The sequence below is a fragment of the Pseudomonas rustica genome (assembly GCF_049959085.1).
Taxonomy (GTDB): Bacteria; Pseudomonadota; Gammaproteobacteria; order Pseudomonadales; family Pseudomonadaceae; genus Aquipseudomonas; species Aquipseudomonas rustica.
Window position 1 is genome coordinate 5,303,553 of the sequence record NZ_CP188200.1, and the last position, 24,555, is coordinate 5,328,107.

23 protein-coding genes are annotated in these 24,555 nt (G+C 58.5%); 17 read left to right on the plus strand and 6 right to left on the minus strand.

Translation table 11 applies throughout. From position 1 onward, the window contains the following. Positions 1-16: 16 nt before the first annotated feature. Positions 17-1,945, minus strand: a complete 1,929-nt coding sequence (locus tag ACP3TY_RS24165) for a RecQ family ATP-dependent DNA helicase (protein WP_426618660.1) — start codon at positions 1,943-1,945, stop codon at positions 17-19. 438 nt (positions 1,946-2,383) lie between these two features. Between ACP3TY_RS24165 and ACP3TY_RS24170 the strand changes: the two genes are divergently transcribed. The 6 genes from ACP3TY_RS24170 (at position 2,384) to ACP3TY_RS24195 (ending at position 6,819) form a co-directional block, all read left to right on the plus strand. Next, on the plus strand, positions 2,384-2,644 hold the full coding sequence (locus tag ACP3TY_RS24170; protein ID WP_053116537.1) for a hypothetical protein: 261 nt from the start codon (positions 2,384-2,386) through the stop codon (positions 2,642-2,644). Between the two features lie 105 nt (positions 2,645-2,749). Then, positions 2,750-3,892 (plus strand): hypothetical protein, encoded by a 1,143-nt coding sequence (locus ACP3TY_RS24175; RefSeq protein WP_426618661.1) that lies wholly within the window; start codon positions 2,750-2,752, stop codon positions 3,890-3,892. A gap of 347 nt (positions 3,893-4,239) precedes the next feature. Then, the gene (locus tag ACP3TY_RS24180) at positions 4,240-4,545 is read left to right on the plus strand and encodes a hypothetical protein (protein ID WP_426618662.1); all 306 of its coding nucleotides are present in this window, start codon (positions 4,240-4,242) and stop codon (positions 4,543-4,545) included. Positions 4,546-4,611: 66 nt separating this feature from the next. Next, the gene (locus ACP3TY_RS24185; RefSeq protein WP_282357693.1) at positions 4,612-4,941 is read left to right on the plus strand and encodes a YhfG family protein; all 330 of its coding nucleotides are present in this window, start codon (positions 4,612-4,614) and stop codon (positions 4,939-4,941) included. A 121-nt stretch (positions 4,942-5,062) separates the two neighbouring features. Next, complete coding sequence (locus ACP3TY_RS24190; RefSeq protein ID WP_426618663.1) at positions 5,063-5,557, plus strand: helix-turn-helix domain-containing protein; 495 nt, start codon at positions 5,063-5,065, stop codon at positions 5,555-5,557. After that, positions 5,554-6,819, plus strand: coding sequence for a type II toxin-antitoxin system HipA family toxin (locus ACP3TY_RS24195; RefSeq protein ID WP_282357695.1), 1,266 nt, complete (start codon positions 5,554-5,556; stop codon positions 6,817-6,819). The genes ACP3TY_RS24190 and ACP3TY_RS24195 overlap by 4 nt, the downstream gene beginning before the upstream one ends. Before the next feature lie 57 nt (positions 6,820-6,876). Here ACP3TY_RS24195 and ACP3TY_RS24200 read toward each other — a convergent pair whose 3' ends face one another. Beyond that, positions 6,877-8,418, minus strand: coding sequence for a phosphoenolpyruvate carboxykinase (locus ACP3TY_RS24200; protein ID WP_053116533.1), 1,542 nt, complete (start codon positions 8,416-8,418; stop codon positions 6,877-6,879). 182 nt (positions 8,419-8,600) lie between these two features. Then, entirely contained in the window at positions 8,601-9,503 is a 903-nt protein-coding gene (gene hslO, locus ACP3TY_RS24205; RefSeq protein WP_008080485.1) for an Hsp33 family molecular chaperone HslO, read from the minus strand. Between the two features lie 105 nt (positions 9,504-9,608). Between hslO and ACP3TY_RS24210 the strand changes: the two genes are divergently transcribed. Beyond that, positions 9,609-10,409: a phosphatase PAP2 family protein gene (locus ACP3TY_RS24210; protein ID WP_159812006.1), complete on the plus strand. Its 801-nt coding sequence runs from the start codon at positions 9,609-9,611 to the stop codon at positions 10,407-10,409. Between the two features lie 135 nt (positions 10,410-10,544). On the opposite strand, the gene ACP3TY_RS24215 is transcribed toward ACP3TY_RS24210, so the two are convergent. Beyond that, positions 10,545-10,952 (minus strand): RNA-binding S4 domain-containing protein, encoded by a 408-nt coding sequence (locus ACP3TY_RS24215; protein WP_053116531.1) that lies wholly within the window; start codon positions 10,950-10,952, stop codon positions 10,545-10,547. Positions 10,953-11,068: 116 nt separating this feature from the next. Between ACP3TY_RS24215 and ACP3TY_RS24220 the strand changes: the two genes are divergently transcribed. The 3 genes from ACP3TY_RS24220 to rimK all read left to right on the plus strand — a co-directional run bounded on the left by ACP3TY_RS24220 (position 11,069) and on the right by rimK (position 13,247). Beyond that, positions 11,069-11,848 carry an EAL domain-containing protein gene (locus ACP3TY_RS24220; protein WP_053116530.1) on the plus strand — a complete coding sequence of 260 codons (780 nt, stop codon included), beginning with the start codon at positions 11,069-11,071 and terminating at the stop codon, positions 11,846-11,848. Positions 11,849-11,925: 77 nt separating this feature from the next. Beyond that, on the plus strand, positions 11,926-12,345 hold the full coding sequence (locus ACP3TY_RS24225) for an ATP-dependent zinc protease family protein (protein WP_231982547.1): 420 nt from the start codon (positions 11,926-11,928) through the stop codon (positions 12,343-12,345). Further along, the gene (gene rimK, locus ACP3TY_RS24230; RefSeq protein ID WP_007949201.1) at positions 12,342-13,247 is read left to right on the plus strand and encodes a 30S ribosomal protein S6--L-glutamate ligase; all 906 of its coding nucleotides are present in this window, start codon (positions 12,342-12,344) and stop codon (positions 13,245-13,247) included. Before ACP3TY_RS24225 ends, rimK begins: the two co-directional genes overlap by 4 nt. Positions 13,248-13,448: 201 nt before the next feature. Here rimK and ACP3TY_RS24235 read toward each other — a convergent pair whose 3' ends face one another. Together ACP3TY_RS24235 and ompR are read right to left on the minus strand one after the other, a co-directional pair. Further along, the gene (locus ACP3TY_RS24235) at positions 13,449-14,762 is read right to left on the minus strand and encodes an ATP-binding protein (protein WP_053116529.1); all 1,314 of its coding nucleotides are present in this window, start codon (positions 14,760-14,762) and stop codon (positions 13,449-13,451) included. A 114-nt stretch (positions 14,763-14,876) separates the two neighbouring features. After that, positions 14,877-15,617, minus strand: a complete 741-nt coding sequence (gene ompR, locus ACP3TY_RS24240; protein ID WP_008080479.1) for a two-component system response regulator OmpR — start codon at positions 15,615-15,617, stop codon at positions 14,877-14,879. A 360-nt stretch (positions 15,618-15,977) separates the two neighbouring features. On the opposite strand from ompR, the gene ACP3TY_RS24245 reads away from it, so the two are divergent. The 7 genes from ACP3TY_RS24245 to tauD all read left to right on the plus strand — a co-directional run bounded on the left by ACP3TY_RS24245 (position 15,978) and on the right by tauD (position 24,404). Beyond that, positions 15,978-18,302, plus strand: a complete 2,325-nt coding sequence (locus tag ACP3TY_RS24245; protein WP_282358868.1) for a Tex family protein — start codon at positions 15,978-15,980, stop codon at positions 18,300-18,302. Then, the gene (locus ACP3TY_RS24250) at positions 18,302-18,685 is read left to right on the plus strand and encodes a PaaI family thioesterase (RefSeq protein WP_053116527.1); all 384 of its coding nucleotides are present in this window, start codon (positions 18,302-18,304) and stop codon (positions 18,683-18,685) included. The genes ACP3TY_RS24245 and ACP3TY_RS24250 overlap by 1 nt, the downstream gene beginning before the upstream one ends. A 246-nt stretch (positions 18,686-18,931) precedes the next feature. Then, positions 18,932-20,515 (plus strand): glutamate--cysteine ligase, encoded by a 1,584-nt coding sequence (gshA, locus tag ACP3TY_RS24255; protein ID WP_212544757.1) that lies wholly within the window; start codon positions 18,932-18,934, stop codon positions 20,513-20,515. A gap of 284 nt (positions 20,516-20,799) precedes the next feature. After that, positions 20,800-21,777 (plus strand): taurine ABC transporter substrate-binding protein, encoded by a 978-nt coding sequence (gene tauA / locus ACP3TY_RS24260; RefSeq protein WP_159812001.1) that lies wholly within the window; start codon positions 20,800-20,802, stop codon positions 21,775-21,777. 16 nt (positions 21,778-21,793) lie between these two features. Further along, positions 21,794-22,588, plus strand: coding sequence for a taurine ABC transporter ATP-binding subunit (tauB, locus tag ACP3TY_RS24265; RefSeq protein ID WP_007917917.1), 795 nt, complete (start codon positions 21,794-21,796; stop codon positions 22,586-22,588). Next, positions 22,585-23,424 carry a taurine ABC transporter permease TauC gene (gene tauC, locus ACP3TY_RS24270; RefSeq protein WP_053116523.1) on the plus strand — a complete coding sequence of 280 codons (840 nt, stop codon included), beginning with the start codon at positions 22,585-22,587 and terminating at the stop codon, positions 23,422-23,424. Before tauB ends, tauC begins: the two co-directional genes overlap by 4 nt. A gap of 140 nt (positions 23,425-23,564) precedes the next feature. Next, the gene (gene tauD, locus ACP3TY_RS24275; protein ID WP_426618664.1) at positions 23,565-24,404 is read left to right on the plus strand and encodes a taurine dioxygenase; all 840 of its coding nucleotides are present in this window, start codon (positions 23,565-23,567) and stop codon (positions 24,402-24,404) included. Positions 24,405-24,555: the final 151 nt, after the last annotated feature.

A 24,555-nucleotide genomic window follows, 5' to 3' on the forward strand; every position in this document is an offset into this window, starting at 1 on the left:
GCAGCTCCTACAAGGGTTAGAGGTGATCTTGCGCCCAGCTGCGCACCTCGGCGTAGGGGTATTCCTCCAGCGCCGCATACCCGGGAATCGCCCGCGCCTTGAGCTTGGTAAACAGCGGCACGCTGATCCCGCACAAAAACCGCGTCAGCCGTTCCGCTGTCGGCACGACGCCGGTGTGTTGTTCGTGCCTGTGGATAAAATCACCACACAGCGCCGCGAAGTTTTTATCCACAAGCGGCGGCAATTCCGGCGGCGCCGGCAAGCGTGCAACCTGCCCATGACACACCGAACAATGCCCACAACGCTCGGGCGCATCATGGTCACCGAAGTACTCGGCCAGTCGATAACCCAAACACCGCTCGGTGGCGAAAACCTCAAGCATCGCGTGAATCCGCGCCACTTCGGTCTGTTCATGTCGAGTGAAGTAATCGTGCAACTCGCCACTCAACACGTCACTGTCAAAGTCGCTGTGCAGCAGGCTGTAGACCTCGGTCATCTGCTTGCTTTCAAGCTCGACCCAGCCCTTCTCCTGAAAATAATCCAGCGCCGTCACCACGCGATTACGCTCGGCTGAATACTGTTCGTACATCGAGTCGAAACTCACTGTCGCCCATGTTCGTGCGCGATTGGAGGTCTGAATAATCGCCGCGACAAAATCCCTGCGCTCACCCTCGAAACGCGAGAGCAATGCGTCCGGTTCCACCAGGTATTTGAAGCGGTACTCGGCGTAATAGGCGTAGCGCGGCGCGATCAAGCCACGCAGCTCCAGTTGCACCAATAATGTCTTCAGCGGCAACGAACGAATGTTGCTTTGATCCGCCAACGGCCCGAGCAAAAACTCCCACTGCCCGTCCGGCACCGAAGCCTTCAGTTCGTCGAGCACATAACGAATGCCATCGCGCTCCGGCGTATCGCCGTAGACGAAGTTTTCCAGCACGTTGAGGCTGTCGCGGTTGGCCAGCACCAGACAGTCCGAGGGCTGCCCGTCTCGCCCGGCGCGGCCGATTTCCTGACTGTAGTTTTCGATGGATTTAGGCAGGTCGAAGTGCACCACATTGCGGATGTCACTCTTATCGATGCCCATGCCGAACGCGATGGTCGCGACGATGCAATTGGACTGCCCGGCCATGAAACGTTTCTGGATGCCTTCACGCTTATCGTGGGGCAAACCGGCGTGATACGCCTCGGCCTGAATGCCGTTGCGTTCAAGGTGTTCGGCGATGTGTTCAGCGGTTTTCTGCAAGGTCACGTAGACGATGCTGGGCTGCCCCGGGCGCTCACTCATCCACTCAACCAGACGCCGGCGTTTGTCCTGACCGCGCACCGGTTCCACCAACAGATTGAGGTTGGGCCGGTAGAAACCAGTGGTCACCACATCCTCTGGAGCGATGGCGAATTTGCTCTGCATATCGACGATGACTTTCGGCGTCGCGGTGGCTGTCAGCAGTAAGGTTTGCGGGATGTTGAACTGCCGTTGATAGTCCGGCAGCTTGAGGTAGTCGGGACGGAAATTGTGGCCCCACTCGGAGATACAGTGCGCCTCGTCCACCACCAGTAGCGAGATCGGCACCTGCTGCAAAAAGTTGCGGAAGCGCTCGTTTTTCAAACGCTCCACCGAGATCATCAGGATCTTCAATTCACCCGTTCGAGCACGCGCCATCACGTCATTGGCGTCTTCGCGGCTCTGCGCAGAATCAATGCTGCCCGCTGAAATGCCGTGGCGTTGCAGGAACGCCAATTGATCCTGCATCAGCGCCAGCAATGGCGAGACCACCAGCGTCAGGTGCGGCAGCAACAACGCCGATATTTGATAGCAAAGGGACTTGCCGGAGCCGGTGGGAAAAATCGCCGCCGCCGAGCGCCCGGCCAGCACCGCGCTGATCGCGGCCTCTTGTCCGGGACGAAACTGTGGATAACCAAAAACCTGTTCCAGGGTGTTGTGCATTCGCTGTCACTCCTTTGACCGCTGCCATGCCAACAGCCTAGCGGGCAATCGCAGCGAGTCGAGAAAAGGTCGGGGCCAAATCGATTCGGAATGATACAGCGGTCACGCAAATTCTGTGGGAGCAGCCTGCACGCCCGCCGTTTTCCCTTTAAGCGCGTGTCAGACGTTTGCAAACGCCCTACAGATTCTGTCGCGCACCGGAGCGCCGTGTACGGCGAATTACCTGACAAGCAGGTAGGAATTTTCCGTGTAGAGGTTTTGCCTCGAATATGCCGAAAAATCACGTAGGGAAAATCCGTAAAACCCGGAAAAACCCCTACAAACACTGTCCATTGCGGCCGTCTTGTCCCGCTGCGCAACGCCCTTCTATAGTGGCCGGCGCGGCTGAAAGCACTCTGTCGGCCGACCCGAGCGTCTTCGAACAGGACAAGCCTCACCATGATCGACCGTTACCAGCCACTCAAAACCTGCTACAGCGAAAAACCCGTGATGCTGATCGACACCGCCGCCAGTCACAGCGATCTGCTCGATGCCGCCGACCAACGCTTGCGCGCCGCCAGTGATCTACTGGAAACACTTTACTGTATGTGTTTCAAACAGGCCGACGCGAAAGATATTCCGCACATAGTCAATGCGCTTTATTTATTGGTGCAAGATGGCTGCGACCTGCTGCAAGTTGCCAAGCTGCAACTTAAATAACTCGACCTCAATAAAAAACCACAAACCCGGATACAACCCAGCGCTTTATTAATGAGCGGGACGCACACTAACTTGTTGGTTCTTATCACCAACAAGGTCAACATCATGACAGTCGTCACTATATTTTTTTGCGGCACAGGTTCTAACAAGTTCGATACCCAACATGAAAACTTCTGGGACGGCGAACTGGTTTCCACCCTCGCCTCTCACCATACAGGCCGCGAGTTCGCTGAATGGATCGTCGTCGACGGCCCCGGCAGCGGCAACCTGCAGGCCGATGATCTTTTCACCGAAAACAAGGACTACGGCCTAAGCGGCACGCTGTTCGGCAAGGGCTGGGAAGAAAACGTTCAGCACGCCATGAACATCATAAAAGGCCAATGTGAATGGCAACGTGAACAACTCACCGAAGCCGAGTACAACCGACTTAAAGCCGCCGGCATTCCCATCGAAGATGTAAAAGTCGAAGGCTCTTGGTTCTGGCGTAAATATAACTACGGCGACCGCAGCGTCACCCAACAGAAGTTACAGGAACAAATCATCAAGACTTTCCGTAAAGATGGCGTTATTCCGACCACGGTTAACCTGGTAGGCTGGAGTCGTGGCGGCATTAGTTGCCACATGCTGGCCAATGCGATGCTCAAGGACAGTGCACTGCAAAACATTCCGGTGAACATCTTTGCGATTGACCCGGTGCCGGGCATCGCCAACTTTCAGGAGCAACGCGTCAAACTCGGCAACAACGTCAAAGAGTACGTCGGCGTCTACGCCCGCGATGAGCGCTCCAAAGGTTTCAGCTGCGTGATCCCGCAAACCGCCACCGGCACCAAAACCTCCATTTATCCAATGGCCGGTCGCCATGCCACCCTCGCGGGCAACGCCACTTCCACTGGCGGCGTGCCGACCAATGCCAGCGACCTGAAAGTGCTGGCCGAACCCGGCCGCATCGTTCGCCACCTGGCTGAGATCTGCCTGAAGCGCTGGGGCACAACACTCGACAAAACCCTCAACCTGACCCAGACCGACCTGGAAAACCTCACCAACGGCATCGCCCGCGACGAGGCCAGATATCAATTAATGCACAACTATTCCTACACCTACTTCACCGAACTGGATCAGGGCGAACGTTATGTTTCCCTCGGCAGCAAAGGCGTGCCGTTCTCGACTGTGAAAGGCCCGATTTACCAACCGGCTACTGGGTTGGCGACGAGTTTGCTGGATATTTCTGCGTATGTGCATTTGCGTTGAAAAACGTTGAAGGATCGGTAGGAACGTCCGATGCAATCTTCGTCCAGTTCCTACAAGGACAGACCGCTTCGTCGACTATCGGGATTTGAGGGCGCGAATCTATAGTTGTGACTGTCGCTGCCAACCAGCGACTCGGGCTTGGTCACCCGAATGGATCGTGCGTACGCATGCGCTGTATGCTGCCGGCACTCAATTGCCTGCAGTTTATGGTGACTGTGTTTGGGACACCTTCGGGTGTGCCGGGTATGTGCACGATCCTCACCGGTTGACCAACCCGAACACAGTCGCCTCCTGTCGCTTGGTCACGATGTGGTGGCTTCTCCCGGAAGCAATTGAGGATCAATAAAATGAAAACATGGAATCAATTCACCACTGATCGTTACCGAACACTCGAATCCAATCTCACTGACACCAACCCACTGATCATCGACACAGAAGCCAACCCGCAAGACATCCTCGAATGCGCCGTCCAGCGCTTACGCGCATCAAGCGACCTGCTACGCACCCTCTACTGCCTCAACTTCAAACAAGCCGACGTCGAAGACATCCCCCACATCACCCACGCCCTCTATCTGCTGACGCAGGATGGTTGTGATCTGCTGCAAGTTGCCCAGCAGCAAATGCTCAACTGGAAAGCTCCGACCGGAGCTTGAGTGATCACACAGCTCTCACCTATTCGTCGAGAGCGGTAAATAAGGCAATTGACCATCGGAGTAACCATGAGCAAGTTTTTTGATGAGCTGATGGAAAGCGTCCAGGAAATGGACGAGATCTTACGCAGGGAGCGTCACGCTTCCAGTCCGACCTTTACACCGGAAACAGACGACAAGACCGCTTTGTCGTCTGAGCAAAAGCAAGCCTACTACGACAAGGTACGCCGCTCGAACTACTTGGCCAGCCTTCATATTGAAGGTTTGGAAACCCAGCGCACCGATACCGACAAGCCGCTTCCTTTACGTGAGTCAGCCCTAGAAAACACAGTCGAAACAAAAACTGACTGGCAATCACTACCCTCCTTTAAGTGGAAGTATTCTGGCTATATATCGTAAAAATAGTTGGAATAATGCCATTTAAAAACTTAAATACTGCAGATCCGCCCAGCCCTGCATTTTTCAACTTAAGTGCTATTATTCTGGCAGTTAAGGTTGAAAAATGAAGGAATACTGCCACATGGCCAAGAAAACAGCGCCGCTTTTGCCCTCTACTGCTCGACTTCTGGTCGACTTAGGCGAACGCCTGAAACTCGCTCGCCTGCGCCGGAAATTGACGGCCAAACAAGTCGCTGAACGCTCCGGCATGTCGCTGACAACCTTGCGCAATGTGGAGACGGGAGGATCAGGAGTGACCATCGGTGCCTACCTTTCGGTCATGCAAGTGTTGGGGTTGGAGAAGGATCTGAACAAACTCGCTGCAGCCGATGAGATGGGACGCCAATTGCAGGATGCGCAGTTAATGCCTGCAACACGATCCCCAGCCAAAAAGCCCCAGCGAGTACGAGCAGCCAGTGCGGTAAAAAAGGGCGCATCCGAACACGTCGGGACTTCAAACGTTACCGATGCCGCCACCACCACGAAAATTCCGGCTGACTTCCCACTCAACACACACTCACTTTCCAGCCTTTTGAACAAGAAGAAAAAGGCCGGCCCCCCAACAGGTGAAGAATGACGCTGATTGCTGTTTATGCAGACTGGGAATCCTTGAAAGGCGCCAGACGCCTCGGATTTTTGCATGCAAGGAAAACACGCAACACCAACGTGTTCGAATTTGAATACGACCCTAAGGCGCTGGCCGATCCCGAGTTGAGTTTCATAACTTTAGACCCGCGCATCGGCCCCTTCGAAGGCCGCCAATTCCCCGGGGAACATCAGAGCCGCTTTGGCGCCTTTGCAGACTCGAGCCCTGATCGTTGGGGCCAAATGCTGATGAAGCGCCGTCTAGAGAGGGACATTCGCGACGGCTCACTTCCCAGCAACAGCAAGTTGTTTGAATCCGATTACCTGCTTGGCGTGCACGACCTGTTCCGTGTCGGCGCCCTTCGCTACAAACTCAATGACGCAGGCAACTTCCTCGACGACCGCGACGGCGTTGCCGCCCCACCCTTTGTCGAACTACGCGCCCTAGAGCAGGCAAGTCTCGCCTTGGAAAACGATAGGGACAACACAGCCATCGATGGCCGCGAATGGCTAAGAATGCTCATTGCACCAGGCGGCTCACTGGGCGGCGCCAGGCCGAAAGCCAGCGTCGTCGACGAGTTCGGCCAACTGTGGATCGCCAAATTCCCAAGTATGAGAGATGACTACGATGTAGGTGGTTGGGAATTTGTAGTAAACGCTTTGGCGCTCAATTGTGGCCTACGTGTTGCCACCGGCATGGCCCGACGCTACGCAAGCGATCACCACTGCTTCCTGGTGAAGCGTTTTGACCGAACCGAACGCGGCGGCCGACATCACTTTGCATCGGCTATGACCATGACCAACCGCGTCGATGGCGACGACGCCTCAACCGGCGCCAGCTATCTAGAGTTGGCGGAAGTAATCATGGAACACGGCTCGGAACCCAACACCGACCTCCGTGAACTCTGGTCACGAATCGTCTTCAACATCCTCGTATCCAATACCGATGACCACCTACGGAATCATGGGTTTATTTTCGATCCTGGGCGGGGATGGCGATTGTCGGCAGCCTACGACATGAATCCGGTGGCGCATGCGGATGGGTTGAAGCTGAACATCACTGATTCTGACAACGCGTTGGACTTAGAGCTGGCGAGGGAAGTCGCTGGTTATTTTCGGGTTAGCCATGAGGATTCAGCAGACATCATTGAGCGCACTCAAGACGTGATCCGTGTTTGGTCGGAGATCGCTAATGCGCTTGGGATGTCCAGAAGTGAGCAGGAAAGGATGGCACCTGCTTTTCGTACCTTCTGATCACCCAAAAAAAAGCCGCCCCAAAAGGGCGGCTTTTTCATTCACATCAAACCAATCTTACAACTTCGGCCCGGCAGCCTTGATCGCGTCGCTCACTTCGAACTTCTTGAAGTTCTCGATGAACAGACCGGCCAGTGCTTTGGCAGCCTCGTCGTACGCAGCCTTGTCAGCCCAGGTGTTGCGTGGGTTGAGCAGGTTGGTTTCAACGCCCGGTACGGCCAGTGGCACGTCGAGGTTGATGGTGTCGAGGTGTTCGGTGTCAGCACCGATCAGCGCGCCGCTCTGGATCGCTGCGATCACCGCGCGGGTGGTCGGGATGTTGAAGCGTTTGCCGACGCCGTAGCCGCCGCCGGTCCAGCCGGTGTTGACCAGGTAAACCTTCGAACCGAAGCCGCGGATGCGCTTGATCAGCAGCTCTGCGTATTCGCCAGCCGGGCGCGGGAAGAACGGTGCGCCGAAGCAGGTGGAGAAGGTCGACTTGATGCCGCTGCCCGAACCCATTTCAGTCGAGCCCACCAGTGCGGTGTAGCCGGACAGGAAGTGGTAGGCCGCTTGTTCTTCGTTGAGGATCGACACTGGCGGCAGCACGCCGGTCAGGTCGCAAGTCAGGAAGATCACCGCGTTTGGCTCGCCACCGAGGTTCTGCTCGGAACGCTTGGCAACGTGCTCCAGCGGGTAAGCGGCGCGGCTGTTCTGGGTCAGGCTGACATCGGCGTAGTCGGCGTGCTTGGCGTCGTCGATAACGACGTTTTCCAGTACAGCACCGTGCTTGATGGCTTTCCAGATAACCGGCTCGTTCTTCTCGGAGAGGTCGATGCACTTGGCATAGCAACCGCCTTCGATGTTGAACACCACGCCTTCGCCCCAGCCGTGTTCGTCGTCACCGATCAGGTAACGGCTTTCGTCGGCCGACAGGGTGGTTTTACCGGTGCCCGACAGACCGAAGAACAGGGTCACGTCGCCTTCTTCGCCGATGTTGGCAGCGCAGTGCATCGGCAGCACGTCAGCGGCCGGCAGCAGGAAGTTCTGCACGGAGAACATGGCTTTCTTCATCTCACCGGCGTAACGCATGCCGGCGATCAGTACTTTCTTCTGTGCGAAGTTGAGGATCACGCAACCGTCGGAGTTGGTGCCGTCACGCTCAGGCACGCACTCGAAGTTGGCCACGTTGAGCACTTGCCACTCTTCACGACCGGCCGGGTTGTACTGGGCCGGGTTGATGAACAGGCAACGACCGAACAGATTCTGCCAGGCAGTCTGAGTGGTCATCTTCACGGCCAGGTAGTGATCTTCAGCTGCGCCTACATGCACGTGGGAAACGAAGTGCTCTTGCGCGTTGTTGAACGCCTCGACACGAGCCCACAGCGCGTCGAACTTGTCGGCCGGGAACTTGCGGTTGATCGGGCCCCAGGCGATAGCGGCCTGGGTGGAAGGCTCTTCAACGATGAAACGGTCAACAGGCGAACGACCGGTGCGGTGACCGGTGCGAACAACCAGAGCGCCGGTATCGGCAAGCTCGCCCTCACCGCGATTCAAGGCTTCTTTTACCAGATCATCGACACTCAGATCGGTGTACACGGCGTTATTGGCTTGCGTCATGAGATTCCCCGTCGGCCAGTGGCCGAGTGTGCTCCAAACGTTTTGTAGTAGAAAGTCGTGCACTACTACCGCGACAAAAAGTGGGCCGGATTATGCCAGAAACGCCCAAAAAGAGTAGGGCCCTCCCGTCGTAACGGCGTAATTGCGCGTTTGAGCAGTGAATTTACCTGCGCTGAACCGTTTTAGTGCCGGGTGTCGGATGGCGTGTCGACACCTGCGCCAGCGAACAATTGAGCGATATCGGCTGCATCGAACAGGTAGCGCTCGTTGCAAAACTGGCAATCAATCTCGACGGTGCCACCCTGTTCGGCGACCAACGCTTGCGCATCTTCCAGACCCAGACTGACCAGCGCATTGCCCGAACGATCCCGCGAGCAGCTGCAACGGAAGCGCAGATTCTGCACATCGAACAGACGCACCTGCTCTTCGTGGTAGAGGCGATGCAGCACGGTTTCGTTGTCCAGGCTGAGCAATTCATCGGCGGTCAGGGTGGTGGCCAGCGCGGTGATGTGCTGCCAACTGGCGGCGCGATCTTCTTCGTCTTTCAGACGATCGGCCGGCAATTGCTGCAGGAGCAAACCACGGGCGCGACGACCGTCGGCGAACAGCTTGAAGCGCGTACCGACCTGTTGCGACATGACGAAATAGTTGGTGAAGCAATCGGACAGGGTTTCGCCGTCGAGGTCGACAATGCCCTGATAGCGCTGGCCGACAGTCGGGTCGACGGTCAGGGCCAGAACACCGTTCGGCATCAGGTCGGCGAGGGTTGCGTCCGGGGCGATCTGATCGGCGTGATAACGCGCCAGACCACGGATGTCGCGGTCGCTGGAGCACTCGATCATCAGCATCGGGATCGGGCCTTCGGAACGCGCCTGCAGAATCAGCAGTCCATCGAACTTGAGGGTGCCCACCAGCAACGAGGCGGCGGCCATCAGCTCGCCCAGCAATTGCGCAACCGGCTCCGGGTACGGGTGCTTGGCGAGGACTTCGGCGTAGCTGCGCTCAAGCGCGACCAGTTCGCCACGGGTGTCGCTGTCATCGAAGATGAAGCGTTGGGTGAAATCGGTATCCGGTAGGTCGGTCATAGGTCTGGGTATCTGAAAGTGGTGACAAAATGGTTACAAGACGTGAAAATTTGCGCTTCTTGGCACCCCTTTTGGTGCCGACTGCTCTGCCATGGGAGGCATTTTATGAACAATCCGGGTTTGTTCCAATCAAGGTGGAACCTCGGCCGGCTGGTTCTGTGCAACGTGGTGCCATTAGCACTACTGGCTTTCTGGTTATGGCCTACGGGCAACGCGCTGTGTGTGATTTTCGACGAGTGGCTGTTTCGCTCACTCAATACACCGCTGGCCAGCAACCCCATATGGCTCCACATCTGGGCAATTGCAAGTATGCGTCCGTTCGACATCGTCGTTGGCCTGATCCTGCTGACGCTGCTGATCAAGGGCGATTGGGTGTTCAAGGCGATTGACGTGCGCCGGGCTTTTTTCGGTTTTCTGTCAATTCTGTTGTTGATGGTGGTGATTCGCGCACTGTTTTCCAAGTTCGCCGACTCTATGGATTGGCAGCACAGCAGCCCGTCGATGGTGCTTGAGGGCGCCGTGCACATCAGCGACTACTTCCCGGATCTGGAAAAAACCTGGGAAATTAAAGATCGCTCCAGCCAGAGTTTCCCCGGTGATCACGCCTCGGTGTTGTTGATCTGGGCGCTGTTCATGGGCGTGTTCAGCCGTACGGTCGGGCAATTTTTGACGGTGTGGGGTTTGGCGGTGTTGTTCATGTTGCCGCGACTGGTGGCTGGTGCGCATTGGGGCCAGGACGATTACATCGGTGGGGTTTTGCTGGCGGTGTGGGCGTTGGGCTGGGGTTATTACACGCCGTTCGCGTATCACGCGGCGAATATCTGGTTGAAGGTGACGGCGCCGGTTTTTGCGCTGCTGGGCAAGTTGCCGGTGGTGTCGCGGATGAGTGTGGTGCGTAGCGCCTGATCCGCGTTGACTCCGGCGAGGGTTGGGCCCTCGATTCGCGAGCAGGCTCGCTCCCACAGCGACCGCATAGAGTTCATACGACTCGGTCAAATGTGGGAGCGAGCCTGCTCGCGAAAAGGCCAGCACCGACTGCTCTCACTCGTCGTGGCTGCTGCCACGAAACTTGAACAAATCCCGCCGCTGTTTCTTGCTCGGTTTGCCATCGGTGCTCATGCCCAACGCGCCCGCCTTGCGCATCGCCGCTGCCGCCTCACGTTTGGCAACACTCTCGGCAGTCTCCGCGTACAACGTCTGCGCCTCGGGCGCACCGCGGCGCACGATCGACAGCGCCTCAACCTTCACCGTACGCACTTCGAACCCCATACGAATCTCGAACTCATCGCCAATGCGTGGCTCTTTGCCAGGCTTGCAGCGCTCACCCCGACAATGCACCTTGCCACTCTCGATGGCGGCTTTGGCCAACGCGCGAGTCTTGTAGAAACGTGCGGCCCACAGCCACTTGTCGAGACGAACCTTGTCGTCCTCTTCCTGTTTTTGCGCCATATGAATTCCTCGGTCAGCCAGTAGTCGGAACTGTACTACCGTTTCTGTCGGGCGCAACAACCCGGCCCTCCAGATAGACTGTGATCCAGGCCGGTTCATCGGCACGGAGAGATCGAGTGACAAAATTTCCATCTTCATTAACTTCGCCCAAGGCCGGTTGCCAAGGCTGCCAGCAAAGCGAGCCGCTGGGCTTCGAGTTTGCCTTCGCCTATCAACCCATCGTCGATCTGCGCGATCAGTCGATTTTCGCCCACGAAGCGCTGGTTCGGGGTGTGGCCGGTGAAGGCGCGTTCACCGTGTTGGATCAAGTTACAGAAGACAACCGCTACCGTTTCGACCAGCTCTGCCGCACCCGCGCCATCGAAGGCGCGGCCACTCTAAATATGCAGACACACTTGTCGATCAACTTCATGCCCAACGCGGTCTATCGTCCAGAGTTATGCATTCGCAGCACTCTGGAGGCGGCAAAAAAACACAATTTCCCGATCGACCGATTGATTTTCGAAACCCTGGAAAGCGAGCACGTAGATAACTATCGCCATTTGACCAATATTCTGCGTGAATACCGCGAATTCGGCTTCAAGACCGCCATCGATGACTTCGGTGCCGGTTATTCGGGGCTCAATCTGCTGGCTGATTTCCAACCGGATCTGATCAAACTCGACATGGCGCTGATCCGCGATGTCGATCGCGACCGTGTTCGTCAGGCGATCGTTCGGGGGATTGTCACAATCTGTGCGGAGTTGGACGTTACAGTCATTGCCGAAGGCATTGAGAGCGCCGGTGAACGGGATTTCCTGGCGGACTGTGGAATATTTCTGATGCAAGGCTATTGGTTCGCCAGACCTGCATTCAAAGCGTTGGCCCAGGTAGCACCTGAGGCCTGGACGCGTTAATCGTTGGTTTTTATCTATTGAAGACATTTGACCATTTGACCGTTGTCGGTCTGCGCGAGTGGGTGGCGCTCCCGGATTTGGGAGTCGCGGGCCTGCGGGCGAAAATCGACACCGGTGCCAGCACCTCCAGTCTGCACGCCACCGATATCGAACCGTTCGAACGCGACGGCGAAAAGTGGGTGCGTTTCACCGCGCACCTGGGCACGGTGGTGCAGTTACGTCACCGCCGCTGCGAAGCGCCGCTGGTGACGCGCAAAACCATTAAAAGCTCCAACGGCCATGCGCAGGTGCGCTACGTGATAAGCACCACCCTGGCCTTGGGTGATCGGGTCTGGCCGGTCGAGTTCACCCTCGCCTGCCGCAAGTCCATGCGTTATCGCCTGTTACTCGGTTCCAAAGCCCTGATCGACGGCCAGTTGGTGGTCAATCCGGGTATCAAATATGTACAAGACAAGCCGGTGTTCCCGGTATCTACCTCCTCCACAGGTGTTGCATGAAGATCGCTGTGCTGTCGCGGAACCCGCGTCTGTATTCCACCCGCCGTCTGGTCGAAGCCGGAACCGAGCGCGGGCATGAAATGGTAGTGATCGACACGTTGCGCGCCTACATGAACATCGCCAGCCACAAGCCGCAAATCCACTATCGCGGCAAACCGCTGGAAGGTTTCGACGCGGTGATTCCGCGGATCGGTGCGTCGGTGACGTTCTATGGCTGCGCCGTGTTGCGTCAGTTTGAAATGATGGGGGTGTTCCCGCTCAACGAATCGGTGGCGATTGCCCGTTCCCGGGACAAATTGCGTTCGCTGCAATTGCTCTCGCGTCGCGGCATCGGTTTGCCAGTCACCGGGTTTGCTCACTCGCCGGATGACATTCCCGATCTGATCGACATGGTCAACGGCGCGCCGCTGGTGATCAAAGTGCTGGAAGGCACCCAAGGCATCGGTGTGGTGCTGTGCGAAACCGCGACCGCTGCGGAATCGGTGATCGAAGCGTTCATGGGCCTGAAGCAGAACATCATGGTGCAGGAGTACATCAAGGAAGCGGGCGGCGCGGATATTCGTTGCTTCGTGGTCGGCGACAAGGTGATCGCGGCGATGAAGCGTCAGGCGAAACCGGGTGAGTTCCGTTCCAACCTGCACCGTGGCGGCAGCGCGAGCCTGATCAAGATCACGCCGGAAGAGCGCATGACCGCGTTGCGTGCGGCGAAGGTCATGGGCCTGGCGGTGGCGGGTGTGGATATTCTGCGTTCCAATCACGGGCCGCTGGTTATGGAAGTGAACTCGTCGCCGGGGCTGGAAGGGATTGAGACCACTACCGGGAAGAATGTGGCGGGGATCATCATTGAGCATCTGGAAAAGAATGGTGGGCCGAATATGACGCGCACCAAAGGCAAGGGCTAGAGCGAAGAGCAAGAGCCCCTCACCCTAACCCTCTCCCGAAGGGAGAGGGGACTGATTGGGGGATATTGGAAAACTCCGCCGACATGATCGATCTTTACCGAATCCATAATCGACTCGGAATTTCAGGTCGATGTATGACGCCAGACACCTCAGTCAGCTCCCTCTCCCTCCGGGAGAGGGCTGGGGTGAGGGTTTTATGGTTTAAACGGCATCGCGCGGCAGCATCAACCCAAGCGGCAACCTTACCCGCGCCTCCAGCCCTCCTCCAGACCGGTTGCGCAACTCAACATTGCCGCCATGCATCGAAGCAATCCGCTTCACGATCGCCAGACCCAAGCCAGTGCCCTTCCCGCCCCGAGCACGATCGCCGCGAGTAAACGGGTTAAAGATCGCCTCGAGCTCTGAAGGATCAATCCCCGCCCCTCGATCCATCACGCTCAGCACCACATACGGCGCGCTGACATCACCGCTCACATAAGCCGCAACTTCCACGCTGCTGCCGGCATGGTTCAGGGCGTTGCCGATCAGGTTGTTCAGCAGTCGCTTCATCGACACCCGACGCAGCGGAAACGGCTGGATCGGCTCAAGACGCAAACGGACTTTCTCTTCATTCTGGTTGTAAGGCGCAGCCACCTCACGCACCAGATCGCTAAGATCGACCTCTTCCACCGATTCATCACGACCATCACGAATAAACGCGAGGAACTGGTCGAGAATCGCGTCCATGTCCTCGATGTCACGCACCATGTCGTCAGTCAGGTCGTTGCGATCGCCCATCAACTCCAGTGACAACCGCAGACGCGTCAACGGTGTGCGCAAATCGTGGGAAACCCCCGCCAGCATCAACTCGCGCTCGCGTCCGGCCTGCTCGACGTCTTCGGCCATCTGGTTGAAGGCGCGATACACTTCGGTCATTTCGCTCGGCGTATCGCTGATCGGCAGACGCACGCTGCGGCCCTGACCGAGTTGCCGCGCGGCAAACACCAGACGTTTCAACGGCTGATTGAGCTGACTGACGAAAATCCACGCCGACGCCGTCGACAGCAAACCGATGGCGAGGAACCAGCCGAGCACGTTCCAGATTTTCTGGCCGCGCAACGGATGCGGGTACAACGGCACTTTCAGCCAGCCATCACCGAGGCTCGGCGCGCGAACCCACAGCGCCGGCGGCGAATGCATGCGCAAACGCACTTCGGTGTCGGCGCCCAGCTCCGCCTGCATCTGCCGCTGGTAGATTTCGCTATACGGCCAGTGCTGTTCGCCTTCCGGCACGCCAGCGCCGACCACGCGGATCAGGGTCGCGGCATCGGCAATCTTCGCGCGGTTTTCTTCGTCGGCGGCCCAATAAGCGCGCAGCGTCAGGGCGACGCCGTGGCTGTATTGACGATCCACCAGCACGTCCTCGTTCATCAACAGATAAACCAGGGTCAGCGCTTTGGAAAACAGCACGACGATAAGCACCAGCCAGAGGGTGCGGGAGAAAAAACTTTGGGGGAACCAGACGGGGGTTTTCATGAATAACCGCTACACACTTGCAGGAGCGAGCAATGCTCGCATATTGCGGATTGCGAGTCTGCGGGCCGGGTCATTCAACCCGGGCCCGACAGACCCGCTCCTACAAATCGCCGATCACTTAGTGGCGGCGCCATCCGGTACGAACACGTAGCCCACGCCCCAGACAGTCTGGATGTAGCGCGGCTTGGATGGATCGGGTTCGATCATCCGGCGCAGACGCGAGATCTGTACGTCGATGGAACGCTCGAGGGCATCCCACTCGCGGCCACGGGCCAGGTTCATCAGCTTGTCGCGGGTCAGTGGCTGACGCGCGTTCATCACCAGAGCCTTGAGTACCGCAAACTCACCGGTGGTGAGCATGTGCACTTCGTCGCCGCGCTTCAGTTCGCGGGTGGCCAGCGACAACACGTAATCACCGAAGGTGACGTTTTCGTCTTCGCTGCCCGGCGCGCCCGGCACCGGAGCGGCCTGACGACGCAGAACGGCTTTGACCCGGGCCATCAGCTCGTCCGGGTTGAACGGCTTGGCCAGATAGTCATCGGCGCCCAGTTCCAGGCCCTTGATGCGGCTGATCTCATCGCCCTTGGCGGTGAGCATGATGATCGGGATCTGATTGTTCGCGGCGCGCAGGCGGCGGCAAGCGGTCAGGCCGTCTTCACCCGGCAGCATCAGGTCGAGGACGACCAGATTGAACACTTCACGCGACAACAGACGATCCATCTGTTCGGTGTTCGGAACGGTACGGGCGCGGTAGCCCTTGCTGACGAAGAAACGTTCCAGCAGGCTGCTCAGCCCCGGATCGTCATCAACGATAAGAATTTTTTCGCCTTCAGCAGTTTGTGCAGTGCTGCTCATTAGATGCTCCTTTTAGCTCGGCGCGCATTATGGCGTAGCTGCCGTTATACGCACCGTGTGCATTGTTAGCAGATTTTTCCTTCACTGCCAGAAAACCGGGGTTTATGCCTACAGACTGCAACACCCCCGAATGGCAGAACGCTGGTTATAATGCGCGGCGTTTTGTGCCAGGCAACGTCTGAATCGTTACCGCAGGTGATCGCCGGTTTTTTTCATGGCAACCGCAGTAATTGTTCGATTTCACGGGTCAATGGGGTGCCTTTTGACCCAGGCAGCGGCCATCTTCATGCCGCTCAACCAGACTCCGGGCCTTTATTTTCGCGCCTGCGAGCCTGCTTTCACAATATGTCAGGTGGTTTTATGGACAGCATCAACAGCCGCATCGCCGAGGAACTCGGCGTACGCCCACAACAGGTCGAAGCGGCCGTCGCGCTACTCGATGAAGGCTCAACCGTTCCCTTCATCGCCCGTTACCGGAAAGAAGTCACCGGCAGCCTCGATGACACCCAGTTGCGTCATCTGGAAGAGCGCCTGCGCTACCTGCGAGAACTCGACGAACGGCGCATCAGCATCCTCGCCAGTATCGAAGAGCAAGGCAAACTCACACCGCAACTTGAGCGCGACATCAAGCTTGCCGACACCAAAACCCGCCTCGAAGACTTGTACTTGCCGTACAAGCAGAAGCGCCGCACCAAGGGCCAGATCGCCCTGGAAGCCGGCCTCGGCGACCTCGCGGATGGCCTGTTCAACGACCCGAACCTGGCCCCGGAAACCGAAGCGGCACGTTTCGTCGACGCCGAAAAAGGCGTGGCCGATGTGAAGGCTGCCCTCGAAGGCGCCAAATACATCCTCATGGAACGCTTCGCCGAAGACGCCAGCCTGCTGGAAAAACTGCGTAACTACCTGAAACAGGAAGCCACCCTCAGTGCCCGCGTCATCGCTGGCAAAGAAGAGGAAGGCGCCAAGTTCCGCGACTACTTCGAACACGACGAACCACTGAAAAGCATGCCGTCGCACCGCGCGCTGGCCATTTTCCGTGGCCGCAACGAAGGCATTCTCAGCTCCGCGCTGAAAGTCGGCGACGAGCTGCCGGGCACCATGCACCCGTGCGAAGGCATGATCGGCCAGCAATTCAACATTCAGAACCAGAACCGCCCGGCCGACAAATGGCTCGGCGAAGTGGTGCGCTGGACGTGGAAGGTCAAGCTCTACACGCACCTGGAAACCGACCTGCTCGGCGAGCTGCGTGACGGCGCTGAAACCGAGGCGATCAACGTGTTCGCCCACAACCTGCACGACTTGCTACTGGCCGCTCCGGCCGGCCCACGCGCCACCTTGGGTCTCGACCCGGGCCTGCGTACCGGTTGCAAGGTGGCCGTGGTCGACTCCACCGGCAAGCTGCTTGATCACGCCACGGTTTACCCGCACGTGCCGCACAACAAGTGGGATCAGACCATCGCCATCCTGGCCGCCCTGTGCGCCAAGCACTCGGTTGACCTGATCGCCATCGGCAACGGCACCGCCAGCCGCGAGACCGACAAACTGGCAATCGAGCTGATCAAAAAATACCCGGCGATGAAAATGACCAAGGTCATGGTCTCCGAGGCCGGCGCGTCGGTGTACTCGGCATCGGAACTGGCGGCCAAGGAATTCCCGGATCTCGACGTATCGATCCGTGGCGCCGTGTCCATCGCCCGTCGTCTGCAGGATCCATTGGCAGAGCTGGTGAAAATCGATCCGAAATCCATCGGTGTCGGCCAGTACCAGCACGACGTTTCGCAACTGAAACTGGCGCGCGGTCTGGATGCAGTAGTTGAAGACTGCGTAAACGCCGTCGGCGTTGATGTAAACACCGCTTCGGTGGCGCTGCTGGCCCGTATCTCCGGCCTCAACTCGACACTGGCGCAGAACATCGTGACTCACCGCGATGAGCACGGCGCGTTCAAAACCCGTGCAGCCCTGAAGAAAGTCGCGCGTCTGGGCGAAAAAACCTTCGAACAGGCGGCCGGTTTCTTGCGCGTGATGAACGGCGACAACCCGCTGGATTCCTCGGCCGTTCACCCGGAAGCCTATCCGCTGGTGCAGCGTATTGCCGCTGAAACCGACCGCGACATCCGCTCGCTGATCGGCGATGCAAGCTTCCTCAAGCGTCTGGATCCGAAGAAATTCACCGACGAGACCTTCGGTCTGCCCACCGTCACCGACATTCTGCAAGAGCTGGAAAAACCGGGCCGCGACCCGCGTCCGGAGTTCAAGACAGCCGAGTTCCAGGAAGGCGTTGAAGACCTGAAAGACCTGCAATTGGGGATGATCCTCGAAGGCGTGGTCACCAACGTGACCGCGTTTGGTGCCTTCGTCGACATCGGCGTGCATCAGGACGGTCTGGTGCACATCTCGGCGCTGTCGGAGAAATTCATCAAGGATCCACGCGAAGCGGTGAAGGCCGGTGACGTGGTGAAAGTGAAGGTCATGGAAGTCGATATCCCGCGCAAACGCGTTGGCCTGTCGATGCGCATGGGCGACACCCCGGGCGAGAAGATCGACGGTGCGCGTGGCTCGCGTCCGGGCTCGGCGCAGCGCCAGCCTTCGAACAACGCGCCACGCAAGGAAACCGCCACCGCCGCGCCGGTGAACAATGCGATGGCCTCGCTGTTCGCCAACGCCAAGCAATTGAAGAAACGCTGATGGAGATTCCGGCCGGGCTCGTCGAGAGCGCGTTTTTCAAGCTGTTGGGCTGCCGCCTGCACAGCCTGGAAACCGGGGTGGCGCAAGTCGCCCTGGTGCTGGAACCCGAACTGCGCAATCGCGGCGGCAAATTGCACGGTGGCGCGCTGTTCAGTCTGGTCGATATCGCCATGGGGCTGGCCTGTTCCAGCACCCACGGCTTCGATCAGCAGAGCGCGACCATCGAGTGCAAGATCAACTATATCCGCGCCGTTTCCGACGGCGAGGTCATGTGCACGGCGCGGGTTATCCACCCGGGCCGGCGCACGTTGGTGGTTGAAGCCGACGTGATGCAGGGCGACAAACTGGTCGCAAAAGCACAAGGCACGTTCGCTGTCCTGTAGCTACCGGTCATCATTTTGAGTTAATTTCGGCGCAATGAATCCTGTAGGAGTTGCCGCAGGCTGCCATCTTTTGATTTTGTTTTTCAATAGCAAGATCAAAAGATCGCAGCCTTCGGCAGCTCCTACAGGTATGTGTGCGGCTGACCGGCTAGAAAAACCAGGCGATAACGCCAGTTTCAACTTCACCCTTGTAGACCGTCCTGCCCACCCCCATATTGGGGCGACTGACGCGTGAAGGAATCCAAATTGAGCGAACTTCTCAACCGCCGCCTGGCTCTGCTCGGCGAGCGCGCTAACCTCTCTCTGCTCGAGCAGTGCCTGCACGGTATCGAACGTGAATGCCTGCGCGTGACCAGCGAAGGTCGCCTGGCGCAAACGCCGCACCCCGAAGCCTTGGGTTCCGCGCTGACCAACGAACAAATCACCACCGACTACTCCGAGTCGCTGCTGGAATTCATCACGCCCGCCCTGCCCGACCCGGCCGACACGCTGGCGAGCCTGGACAAGATTCACCGTTTTGCCTACAGCAAACTCGGCAACGAGTATCTGTGGAGTCCATCGATGCCGTGCCCGTTGCCGGCCGAGGAAGACATCCCGATTGCCTATTACGGCACCTCCAACATTGGTCAGCTCAAGTACGTCTATCGCAAGGGCCTGGCCCTGCGCTACGGCAAGACCATGCAGTGCATCGCCGGGATTCACTACAACTTCTCCCTGCCGGAAAAGCTCTGGCCGCTGTTGCGCGAAACCGAAGGGTTTGTCGGCACGGATCGCGATTTCCAGTCGTTTTCCTACATCGCGCTGATCCGTAACTTCCGTCGTTATAGCTGGCTGCTGATGTACCTGTTCGGTGCCTCGCCAGCGCTTGACGCCGGTTTCTTGCGTGGTCGTTCCCATCAGCTCGAACAACTCGATCCGGACACCTTGTATCTGCCGTACGCGACCAGCCTGCGTATGAGCGACCTCGGTTACCAGAGCAACGCTCAGGCCGGCCTGACGCCGTGCTACAACGATCTGGCCAGCTACACGGACAGCCTGCGCAAAGCCGTGGCCACGCCGTACGCGCCGTATGTTGAAGTCGGCACGCACAAGGATGGTGAGTGGGTTCAGCTCAACACCAACATCCTGCAGATCGAAAACGAGTACTACTCCAACATCCGCCCGAAACGCGTGACCTACACCGGTGAGCGGCCGATTCAGGCGCTGGTGGCCCGTGGCATTCAGTACGTCGAAGTGCGATGCCTGGACATCAACCCGTTCCTGCCGATGGGCATCGACCTCACCGAGTCGCGCTTCCTCGACGCTTTCCTGCTGTTCTGCGCGCTGAACGATAGCCCGCTGCTGACCAACACCTCGTGCGGCAACGCCACGTCGAACTTCCTCAGCGTGGTCAAAGAAGGTCGTCGTCCGGGTCTGGAGTTGCAGCGTGACGGTGAGTCGGTCGAGATGAAGACTTGGGCTGCCGAACTGCTGGAACAAATCGCCCCGCTGGCGGCGTTGCTGGATCAGAGCCATGGCGGCGATGCGCACAGCAAGGCGCTGGATACGCAACTGGCCAAGGTCAGTGATCCGTCCCTGACACCGTCCGCGCAGGTTTTGGCGGCGATGGCTGAGCATAAGGAAAGCTTTGCGCAGTTCTCGTTGCGTCAGAGCCAGGCGCACGCGGAGTTTTTCCGTAGCGAGCCTTTGGCGGCGGATGAGCAGGCGAAGTTTGAGGAGTTGGCGCGTACTTCGCTGGCGGCGCAGGCTGAGCTGGAGCAGAACGAGGTGGGGGATTTTGATGTGTTTGTTGGGTCGTATCAGGCGAGTATTTTGGCGATCAGCAATTAAGCGTTGGGGCAGTGAAAAGATCGCAGCCTTCGGCAGCTCCTACATGGGAACGAGATTGATCGTTCCCACGCTCCGCGTGGTAACGCCTCAAGGGACGCTCCGCGTCCAGGTGACGCGGAGCGTCACCGGCTGCATTCCCACGCAGAGCGTGCGGACGATCTGCTCCCTCGCTCTTAGATTTTTCCGCTCATAAGCTCATTCGAAAAAGTTATTTATTTACTGATTCTTAGATCATTTAGTCTCCTTTCACGCCGACGCTCGGTCGCCTGATATGGAGCTCTTCAATGAAACTGAATTTCCCGCTTCGCCTGCTGGCCGTGGCCTCTCTGGCTGCCGCTAGTTTTCTGGCTCAGGCCGCCGACCTCACCGTCGCCTACCAAACTACCGTTGACCCGGCGAAAGTCGCTCAGGCCGACGGCGCTTACGAAAAAGCCACCAAAGCCGATATCGCCTGGCGCAAGTTCGATAACGGCGCCGACATCATCGCCGCCATCGCTTCCGGCGACGTGCAGATCGGCTACCTCGGTTCGAGCCCGCTGACCGCCGCGATCACCCGCAAAGTCCCGGTCGAAACCTTCCTCATCGCTACCCAGATCGGCGCCGCCGAAGCACTGGTCGCCCGCGACGGTTCCGGCATCAAGACCCCGCAAGATCTGGTCGGCAAGAAAATCGCCGTGCCGTTCGTATCCACCGGTCACTACAGCCTGCTCGCCGCACTGAAGCACTGGAACATCGATCCATCGAAAGTCACCATCCTCAACCTCGCGCCCCCAGCCATCGTTGCTGCGTGGAAACGCGGCGATATCGACGCCACTTACGTTTGGGATCCGGCACTCGGCGTGGCCAAAGAAAACGGCAAAGTGCTGATCACTTCCGGCGAACTGGCCAAGTTCGGCGCGCCGACTTTCGATGCGTGGATCGTGCGCAAAGACTTCGCCGAGAAGCACCCGGAAATCGTCACCGCATTCGCCAAGGTCACCCTCGACGCCTACGCCGACTACCGCAAAGACCCGAAAGCCTGGCTCGCCGATCAATCCAACGTCGACAAACTGGTGAAACTCTCCGGCGCCAAGGCCAGTGATATTCCGCTGCTGCTGCAAGGCAACGTCTACCCGCTCGCGGCTGATCAGGTCGTCACCCTCGGCGCGCCGACCACCAAAGCCATCACCGACACCGCTGCGTTCCTCAAGGAACAAGGCAAGGTCGAAGCCGTTCTGCCGGACTACGCGCCGTACGTCAGCGCCAAATTCATCACCAACTGATCGGGAGTTAACCGCGATGGCCTTGCTACAGCTGGAGCGCATCAGCGCACAGTACCCGGGCAGCCCGACACCGGTGCTGGCGGATATTTCTCTGACCCTGGGGCCTCAGCAATTGCTGGTCGCCCTCGGCCCGTCCGGCAGTGGCAAGACTTCGCTGTTGAACCTGATTGCCGGTTTCGTTGAACCGAGCGCCGGGCGCATCACCCTCGACGGCGTGCCAGTCAAAGGCCCGAGCGCCGAACGTGGCGTGGTGTTTCAGGATGACGCCTTGTTGCCTTGGCAGGACGTGTTGGCCAACGTCGCATTCGGTCTGGAACTGGCCGGCGTCGCCAAGGACAAACGCGAAAAAATCGCCCGTGAAATGCTCGCACTGGTTGATCTTTCCGGTTTCGAAAGCCGCCGCATCTGGCAACTCTCCGGTGGCCAGAAACAACGCGTCGGCCTCGCCCGCGCTCTCGCCGCTGACCCGCGTGTATTGCTGATGGACGAGCCTTTCGGTGCCCTCGACGCGTTCACCCGCGAACAGATGCAGGAACTGTTGCTGCAAGTCTGGCAACGCACCGCCAAGCCGGTTTTCCTGATTACCCATGACATTGAAGAAGCGGTGTTCCTCGCCACTGACCTGATTCTGCTCGCGCCGAATCCGGGGCAGATCGTTGAGCGTCTGCACTTGGATTTCGGTCAGCGTTACGCCGCTGGCGAGTCCGCCCGCGCGATCAAATCCGATCCGCGTTTTATCGAAACCCGCGAACACGTGCTGAGCAAAGTGTTCTCGCAACGCAGCGCCGGGCAACGGCAGGAGCGCGCATGAGCAGTTACGACGTTTCCTCGGCGGCGGTAAAACCGGTCAGCGCATCGGTGGTGATTCCCGTGCGCCGCAGCCTCAGCACGCGCTGGATCAGCCTGTTGACGCTGTTCACTTTGGTGGCGATCTGGTGGGCAGTGACTGCCACCGGTCTGATCGAACCATTGTTCCTGCCGCCACCGTCCGCCGTGCTGCAAAAGGGCTGGTTGCTGGCGACTACCGGTTACATGGACTCGACGTTGTGGCAGCACCTTGGTGCGAGCCTGAGCCGCATCGGTCTGGGCCTCGGTTTTGCGATTTTGACCGCTGTGCCGGTGGGCATTGCGATCGGCGCCAACCGCATCGCCCGTGGTGTGCTCGATCCGCTGATCGAGTTCTACCGCCCGATTCCGCCGTTGGCTTATCTGCCGCTGATTGTGATCTGGTGCGGCATCGGCGAGTTGTCGAAAGTGCTGCTGATTTATCTGGCGATTTTCGCGCCGATTGCCATTGCTACCGCCACTGGTGTGCGCACGGTTGACCCGGCGAAATTGCGCGCGGCGCAGTCGTTGGGTGCGACGCGTTTGCAGCTGATTCGCCATGTGATTTTGCCGAGCGCTTTGCCGGACATTCTCACTGGCGTGCGCATTGGCCTAGGCGTTGGCTGGTCGACGTTGGTTGCTGCCGAATTGATTGCTGCCACCAGTGGCCTGGGTTTCATGGTGCAGTCGGCCGCGCAATTCCTGGTCACCGATGTGGTGGTGCTGGGGATTCTGGTCATCGCCCTGATCGCCTTCGCCATGGAAATGGGCCTGCGCGCCCTGCAACGCAAACTGGTGCCGTGGCACGGCCAGGCCCACTAAAACATCTTTTGAATCACCCCCTGTAGGAGCTGCCGCAGGCTGCGATCTTTTGATCTTGATCCTCTTAAAAACAAGATCAAAAGATCGCAGCCTGCGGCAGCTCCTACATAGGGTGATGACCGCAATTGAAGAGAAAGACCATGAGCAGCCTCAACATCACCCCGTTAAGCTCGGCCCTCGGCGCACAGATCAGTGGCGTCGACATCAGCCAGCCGCTGTCCCTGGAACACCGCGACGCCATCGAGCAGGCGCTGCTCAAGTATCAAGTTTTGTTCTTCCGCAACCAGCCAATCGAGCCACCGCAACAGGCGCGTTTCGCTGCGTACTTTGGCGACCTGCACATTCACCCGATCTACCCGAACGTACCGGAACAACCGGAAGTGCTGGTCCTCGACACCGCCGTCACCGACGTGCGCGACAACGCGATCTGGCACACCGACGTGACCTTCCTGCCAACGCCAGCGATGGGCGCAGTGCTCAGCGCCAAGTTGCTGCCGGAGTTCGGTGGCGACACCTTGTGGGCCAGCGGGATTGCTGCGTATGAAGCGCTGTCGGCGCCGATGAAAAGTTTGCTCGAAGGGCTGACCGCGACTCACGATTTCACTCGTTCGTTTCCGCTGGAACGCTACGGCAACACGCCTGAAGCGCTCGCGCAGTGGGAAGAGGCGCGACGCAAGAATCCACCGCTGTCACACCCGGTGATTCGCACGCATCCGGTCAGCGGGCGGCGTTCGTTGTTCGTCAATGAAGGCTTCACGTCGAAGATCAATGAACTGTCGGAAACCGAGAGCGAGGCGATTCTGAAGTTTTTGTTCGCCCATGCGACGCGACCGGAATTCACCATTCGCTGGCGTTGGCAGCTGGACGATATTGCGTTCTGGGACAACCGCGTGACCCAGCATTACGCGGTAGATGATTACCGCCCGGCGCGGCGGGTGATGCAGCGGGCGACGGTGTTGGGGGATGTGCCGTTTTTTTAGGATCAAAAGATCGCAGCCTGCGGCAGCTCCTACCTTGATCGTTCCCACGCTCTGCGTGGGAACGCCGCCCGGGACGCTCTGCGTCCCATCTAAAGCCGAACGCGGAGCGTCCGTGGATGCATTCCCACGCGGAGCGTGGGAACGATCAGCT

What these genes read in the sequence shown, in the direction of transcription:
- tauB (WP_007917917.1), top strand. Translation starts at nt 21,794, where the DNA reads ATGGCCTTGCTACAGCTGGAGCGCATCAGCGCACAGTACCCGGGCAGC.
- ACP3TY_RS24185 (WP_282357693.1), top strand. Translation starts at nt 4,612, where the DNA reads ATGAGCAAGTTTTTTGATGAGCTGATGGAAAGCGTCCAGGAAATGGAC.
- ACP3TY_RS24175 (WP_426618661.1), top strand. Translation starts at nt 2,750, where the DNA reads ATGACAGTCGTCACTATATTTTTTTGCGGCACAGGTTCTAACAAGTTC.
- tauC (WP_053116523.1), top strand. Translation starts at nt 22,585, where the DNA reads ATGAGCAGTTACGACGTTTCCTCGGCGGCGGTAAAACCGGTCAGCGCA.
- ompR (WP_008080479.1), bottom strand. Translation starts at nt 15,617, where the DNA reads ATGAGCAGCACTGCACAAACTGCTGAAGGCGAAAAAATTCTTATCGTT.
- ACP3TY_RS24180 (WP_426618662.1), top strand. Translation starts at nt 4,240, where the DNA reads ATGAAAACATGGAATCAATTCACCACTGATCGTTACCGAACACTCGAA.
- ACP3TY_RS24235 (WP_053116529.1), bottom strand. Translation starts at nt 14,762, where the DNA reads ATGAAAACCCCCGTCTGGTTCCCCCAAAGTTTTTTCTCCCGCACCCTC.
- hslO (WP_008080485.1), bottom strand. Translation starts at nt 9,503, where the DNA reads ATGACCGACCTACCGGATACCGATTTCACCCAACGCTTCATCTTCGAT.
- ACP3TY_RS24215 (WP_053116531.1), bottom strand. Translation starts at nt 10,952, where the DNA reads ATGGCGCAAAAACAGGAAGAGGACGACAAGGTTCGTCTCGACAAGTGG.
- ACP3TY_RS24195 (WP_282357695.1), top strand. Translation starts at nt 5,554, where the DNA reads ATGACGCTGATTGCTGTTTATGCAGACTGGGAATCCTTGAAAGGCGCC.
- ACP3TY_RS24210 (WP_159812006.1), top strand. Translation starts at nt 9,609, where the DNA reads ATGAACAATCCGGGTTTGTTCCAATCAAGGTGGAACCTCGGCCGGCTG.
- ACP3TY_RS24165 (WP_426618660.1), bottom strand. Translation starts at nt 1,945, where the DNA reads ATGCACAACACCCTGGAACAGGTTTTTGGTTATCCACAGTTTCGTCCC.
- rimK (WP_007949201.1), top strand. Translation starts at nt 12,342, where the DNA reads ATGAAGATCGCTGTGCTGTCGCGGAACCCGCGTCTGTATTCCACCCGC.
- ACP3TY_RS24245 (WP_282358868.1), top strand. Translation starts at nt 15,978, where the DNA reads ATGGACAGCATCAACAGCCGCATCGCCGAGGAACTCGGCGTACGCCCA.
- ACP3TY_RS24170 (WP_053116537.1), top strand. Translation starts at nt 2,384, where the DNA reads ATGATCGACCGTTACCAGCCACTCAAAACCTGCTACAGCGAAAAACCC.
- tauD (WP_426618664.1), top strand. Translation starts at nt 23,565, where the DNA reads ATGAGCAGCCTCAACATCACCCCGTTAAGCTCGGCCCTCGGCGCACAG.
- ACP3TY_RS24190 (WP_426618663.1), top strand. Translation starts at nt 5,063, where the DNA reads ATGGCCAAGAAAACAGCGCCGCTTTTGCCCTCTACTGCTCGACTTCTG.
- tauA (WP_159812001.1), top strand. Translation starts at nt 20,800, where the DNA reads ATGAAACTGAATTTCCCGCTTCGCCTGCTGGCCGTGGCCTCTCTGGCT.
- ACP3TY_RS24200 (WP_053116533.1), bottom strand. Translation starts at nt 8,418, where the DNA reads ATGACGCAAGCCAATAACGCCGTGTACACCGATCTGAGTGTCGATGAT.
- ACP3TY_RS24250 (WP_053116527.1), top strand. Translation starts at nt 18,302, where the DNA reads ATGGAGATTCCGGCCGGGCTCGTCGAGAGCGCGTTTTTCAAGCTGTTG.